Consider the following 4,321-nt stretch of genomic DNA (forward strand, 5'->3'; position numbering starts at 1 on the left):
ATTTATCTGCTGGTTTTTACATTAAATTTACCCACTTTGAGGAAATTTCTTATCACTACTCCGTAATTTCCCGGAAATTCTGGTACTGCAAGAGATTGCTCTTCCCCAGCCCCTCTCCTGCAAGGAGAGGGGTGCGATACCCTAACTGCGGAAGTCTAAAATGTGCTGTGCAGTGATTTGCGGCTTTTCCAAGTGTGGAACGTGTCCGCAATCTTCGATCCAGATGAGTTTGCTGTGGGGGACGGCTTTGGCAAATTTTTCGGCATCGCGAGTACCCAAAATGCGATCGCACTTTCCCCATAAAATCAGAGTTGGCTGCTGAATTTGGGAAACTTTATCGCCAAAATATCCATAACCGCCACTTTTCGTAAAAGCGATCAAAGCTGCGTCCCAAGCTGGCATTTCTAAATGTAATGCCGCACACAGTTGTGCATCGGGAGAAGCTAATTTTTCATCTCGATAAGCATTTTTGCTAATTTTTTCCCGCACTTTCGGGTTACGCAAAAACGAAGTAGCCAGATAACCGAGAGGAGGAAATAAATACTTACCAATAGTCGGCCCTTTTGTCAAGCCAGCGCTATCAATTAGCACCAACTTTTTCACAAGTTGGGGGTAAGTGAGGGTAAAATCAATTGCCGCTGCGCCTCCCATTGAAGCGCCCACTAAAATTACAGGTTGCTCGATCGCACTTTTCCAAAAGTAGTATAAATGAGTAGCGATCGCACTCGGACTAAACGGCAAACCAGTAACTCTTTCCGTAAATCCAAAACCCAGCAAATCCATCGTCCAAGTTTCATTTTCCGCCGCTAGCAAGGGTAGCAAGCGGCGAAACTCAAACACCGAACTATCGAAACCGTGCAATAATACGATCGGCGTCCCACCGCTACCCTGCCGAACGTAAGTTGTCGGAATTGGTAGTTCGCTTAAAGGGGTAGAAATCGCCTGTTGCTGGATATTTTGAGCGAGGGCGATCGAGGCGGACTCTGTTAGCTGCGCGACTGACTGAGGGAGAAGATTGGCAAACATAAATCTGAGCTTACCTTGAAATAATCGTGCTAACTGGAATTATATATTCCTAATATTTTAAGTCACTTTTTCCGCTTTCCCGATATACATAATTGAGGTATCATCGTTTATCTTTACTTGCACCATCCCCGTTTTTTTATATTCTCTATAACTGTCGATGTTTAGCTTTAATGCTTCTCCAAAAAGGTCAAAACCTTTAATGTCTATATTTCCGAACCCTCGCTCGGTCATTATTTTTGTAACTTCTTCTGGCTTAATAAACTTATTCCAATCGTGGACTCCTCGTTTAATTTCGCCTAGTATATTTTCCATCAGCCAAATCATCACAAATTTAGATTTAAAATTTCTGTTGATTGTATCGAAGAAAAATAAACCATTTGGCTTCAAAACCCGATGAATTTCGGCAATAACTTTATTGACATCCGCTACGTGTTCCAAAACATCCACACATATCGCCGCATCAAATGTGTTCGCTTCATAAGGCATTGTTTCTGCCAATCCAGACTTATAGTCAATCGCAAATCCTTTACTCTCTGCGTGTTTTTGAGCGATTTCAATACATTTTGCCGATTGGTCTAAACCCGATACTACTGCACCTCTTTCTGCCATGAATTCGCAGGAAAATCCGCCACCGCAACCGACATCCAGCACCCTCAACCCCTGCCAATTTGAAATGTAGCGATCGAAAAACTCAAAACGCGGCTTATTCAAATGATATAGTGCATAGATTTTTGACTCTTCCTGCCACCAAGCATCCGCACTTTCATCGTAAAATTCCAAGTTATTCCTTTTCATATCTCCACTATTTTAGAAAACAAGCGTTTGCTCTGCCAGACTATTGCAAGCACTTCCTGACTAAGCGATCTTCACGATAGAAATCGCTAGCGGAATGCTCGTTTGCTTTGACTGGATTGTAAAATATCTTAACCTTAGTTTGCGATAAACTAAAGCATCACCGCTCAACTAAACCAACTCAAACCTACTCACAGGCTGGGCGGTCTAGTCGTTCGTAGTGGGTCAAGCACCACAGGGTTAAACGGCAAACCCTTTATTCCTTGGTTTAATACATCAGGAATTACTTTTCGAGTAACATTAAATGACCCATTCACATCGGCATTTAATAACCGACCCTGGGCTGTTTTATACAATCCTCTCGCTATTCTATGTCCCTGAAACACTGGTTTGTTTTCCCCATATTTAGGTACATCATCTCCATCTAGAGCGCTAGCCCTAGATGTATAAGCTTCTTCTGTAATGACCACCAGTATCCCTTTTAATTCGGCTTTATAGGTCAACATTTCTATTAACCTATAATGGGGAATATCCACAAATTGTTGATTATTCCTTCTTCCTAAGTTAACTGATTGTTTCCAGGTTGGATTATGCCCAATTACTAGGATTCCTATTTGATGCTGTTTACACCAATCTATCGCTCTTCTGCTGGCTGTATGTAGATAATTTTCTACTCTACAGTTGCGTTTATGTGTAAGCTTTTTTAATCTGTGAGATTGGGTTTGATAGTGCTTGATTTTTAGCTGGGATTGTAAACAGGAACGTTGTTTATTGTAAAAGGTGTTAATCGCTTTTAGTGGTCTGCCTTTGATCAAAAGAGGTCTGACACCTGTTTGATTTGTCGTTACAGCCATTAAGTTATTAACGCCTAAGTCTATACCTGCTATTTGTCGCTCATTTGTTGTTTCCTCTACTTTTTCATAAACTATTTCGATTACATAACAACTACTTTTTGGCACAATTCTCGCCTCTAGGATTTCATGAGGTGATGTCGGAATTTGTATTTCACTCATCGAGAGATGACAAATCCCTTTTTTTAAGGCTTTTTTCGAGATTGATTCGTGAGAGTATGGCAGAATATTGCGCCCTTTGGTTTTATGTTTATATCCCGGTATTTTTGGTTTACCTAAAAATTTTTCGGGATGTATCTGCCAGGTTTTTACAGCTTGAAAATAACTTGTCCAGGCTGTATCTAATCGGCGGATAATTTGCTTACTCACTTTGGTGGGTAAGGCTTTGTAGTCTGGGGTTTGTGAGACAAGGTGGTAAAGTTGATTAAAGTTTAATTTCTGCTGGTGTTGAAAAAAGTGTTGACGATAATGATAATTGGCTAGGTTAAACAAGTTTTTCGACAAAAAAGCCAAGTGGTCAATCTCTGACCAGAGGGGATGGTTTTTTGTGATAATATGACGTTCCACTAGCTTCATGTTGTGATTATACTGTGAAAAGGGCTTTCTCAAAAACTCCCTCGCCAAAAATTGCTCATTATTGGTATTTGGCTATCAAAATGACCAATATTGAGAAGAATTAGTTAGATTTTTGGCAACTGCATTTACCCCCTGACAGGACTCGAACCTGCAAAAAACACTCGTTCTGGGCGAGCGACGGTTTCCAGTTACGTCACAGGGGTAAAATCGGGGTGGCAGGATTTGAACCTACGACATTCTGCTCCCAAAGCAGACGCGCTACCAAGCTGCGCTACACCCCGTTGATGCTCTTGGTGGGACTCGAACCCACAATTTAAAAACAAATTTTAAGTTTGCCGCGTCTACCAATTGCGCCACAAGAGCGAACTTTGGTACTCCTGGTCAGATTTGAACTGACACAACACACTACTTTTGAGGTAGCGGCCTCTTCCAGTTGGGCTACAGGAGCAAAATTTGGCTGCCCTGCCTGGGCTTGAACCAGGACTCTTCCCGTTCAAAGCGGGAGATGTTGCCAGTTACACCACAGGGCAATAAGTGGCTGCCGGGGCAGGTCTCGAACCTGCAATCTCATGGGTCAGGGCCATGCGACTTTGCCTTTCGTCCACCCGGCAATAAATAAATGGCTGTCCTGGTAGGGATTGAACCTACGACCCTTCGCTTAACAGGCGACTGCTACTACCACTGAGCTACAGGACAACGAACCCCCCCAGGTAAGTATAGAACTGACGACCTCTTATTCTTAGAAGCTGAGGGAATGGGAAGAGTAGGAATTGAACCTACGTCTCTTGCTCTTCAAGCAAGCGCTAGAACCAACTCAGCTATCCTCCCAAAAGACGACCTTTGTATTTTGCAGCTTGATCGATAAGTGATCGATCGTGTTTACTGTGTTCAATTCGATGACAGCAAGCACATAACAATTCACATTTTTCGTAACCGTTCAGGGGGTATATTTAGCGTTCATATTATTGTCGAACGCTAGATGTAGTGTTTGAGTTGGCTAAAAAACTTTCAACTTACGCGAATTTGAATAATTATTAGAAAATAATTTTCATACCTCCTATTCCACAAGCCTTGCT

Annotated in this window: 3 protein-coding genes and 8 tRNA genes; all 11 read right to left on the reverse strand. The window is 42.1% G+C overall.

Annotated features, from left to right (window positions below; genetic code table 11):
• Nucleotides 1–141: 141 nt before the first annotated feature.
• Entirely contained in the window at nucleotides 142–1,026 is an 885-nt protein-coding gene (locus tag H6S82_RS20770) for an alpha/beta hydrolase (RefSeq protein WP_190461317.1), read from the reverse strand.
• Nucleotides 1,027–1,083: 57 nt separating this feature from the next.
• A complete protein-coding gene (gene ubiG, locus H6S82_RS20775) occupies nucleotides 1,084–1,821 on the reverse strand; it encodes a bifunctional 2-polyprenyl-6-hydroxyphenol methylase/3-demethylubiquinol 3-O-methyltransferase UbiG (protein WP_191056641.1) in 738 nt (245 codons plus the stop codon).
• 188 nt (nucleotides 1,822–2,009) lie between these two features.
• Nucleotides 2,010–3,245 carry an RNA-guided endonuclease TnpB family protein gene (locus tag H6S82_RS20780; protein WP_191056642.1) on the reverse strand — a complete coding sequence of 412 codons (1,236 nt, stop codon included), beginning with the start codon at nucleotides 3,243–3,245 and terminating at the stop codon, nucleotides 2,010–2,012.
• A 126-nt stretch (nucleotides 3,246–3,371) separates the two neighbouring features.
• Nucleotides 3,372–3,448 (reverse strand) — tRNA-Leu (locus H6S82_RS20785).
• A 4-nt stretch (nucleotides 3,449–3,452) separates the two neighbouring features.
• Nucleotides 3,453–3,526: transfer RNA gene (locus H6S82_RS20790), tRNA-Pro, on the reverse strand.
• A gap of 4 nt (nucleotides 3,527–3,530) precedes the next feature.
• A tRNA-Leu gene (locus H6S82_RS20795) sits at nucleotides 3,531–3,608 on the reverse strand.
• A gap of 6 nt (nucleotides 3,609–3,614) precedes the next feature.
• A tRNA-Leu gene (locus H6S82_RS20800) sits at nucleotides 3,615–3,693 on the reverse strand.
• 6 nt (nucleotides 3,694–3,699) lie between these two features.
• Nucleotides 3,700–3,775 (reverse strand) — tRNA-Gln (locus tag H6S82_RS20805).
• Between the two features lie 5 nt (nucleotides 3,776–3,780).
• Nucleotides 3,781–3,856, reverse strand: a tRNA-Gln gene (locus tag H6S82_RS20810).
• A gap of 9 nt (nucleotides 3,857–3,865) precedes the next feature.
• Nucleotides 3,866–3,941 (reverse strand) — tRNA-Asn (locus H6S82_RS20815).
• Nucleotides 3,942–4,000: 59 nt separating this feature from the next.
• Nucleotides 4,001–4,073: transfer RNA gene (locus H6S82_RS20820), tRNA-Phe, on the reverse strand.
• Nucleotides 4,074–4,321: the final 248 nt, after the last annotated feature.

Source organism: Planktothrix sp. FACHB-1355 (genome assembly GCF_014748295.1).
GTDB lineage: Bacteria > Cyanobacteriota > Cyanobacteriia > Cyanobacteriales > Aerosakkonemataceae > Aerosakkonema > Aerosakkonema funiforme_A.

Bases quoted from the DNA above. Each gene is read 5' to 3' on its own strand.
- H6S82_RS20770 (WP_190461317.1), bottom strand. From the start codon at position 1,026: ATGTTTGCCAATCTTCTCCCTCAGTCAGTCGCGCAGCTAACAGAGTCC.
- ubiG (WP_191056641.1), bottom strand. From the start codon at position 1,821: ATGAAAAGGAATAACTTGGAATTTTACGATGAAAGTGCGGATGCTTGG.
- H6S82_RS20780 (WP_191056642.1), bottom strand. From the start codon at position 3,245: ATGAAGCTAGTGGAACGTCATATTATCACAAAAAACCATCCCCTCTGG.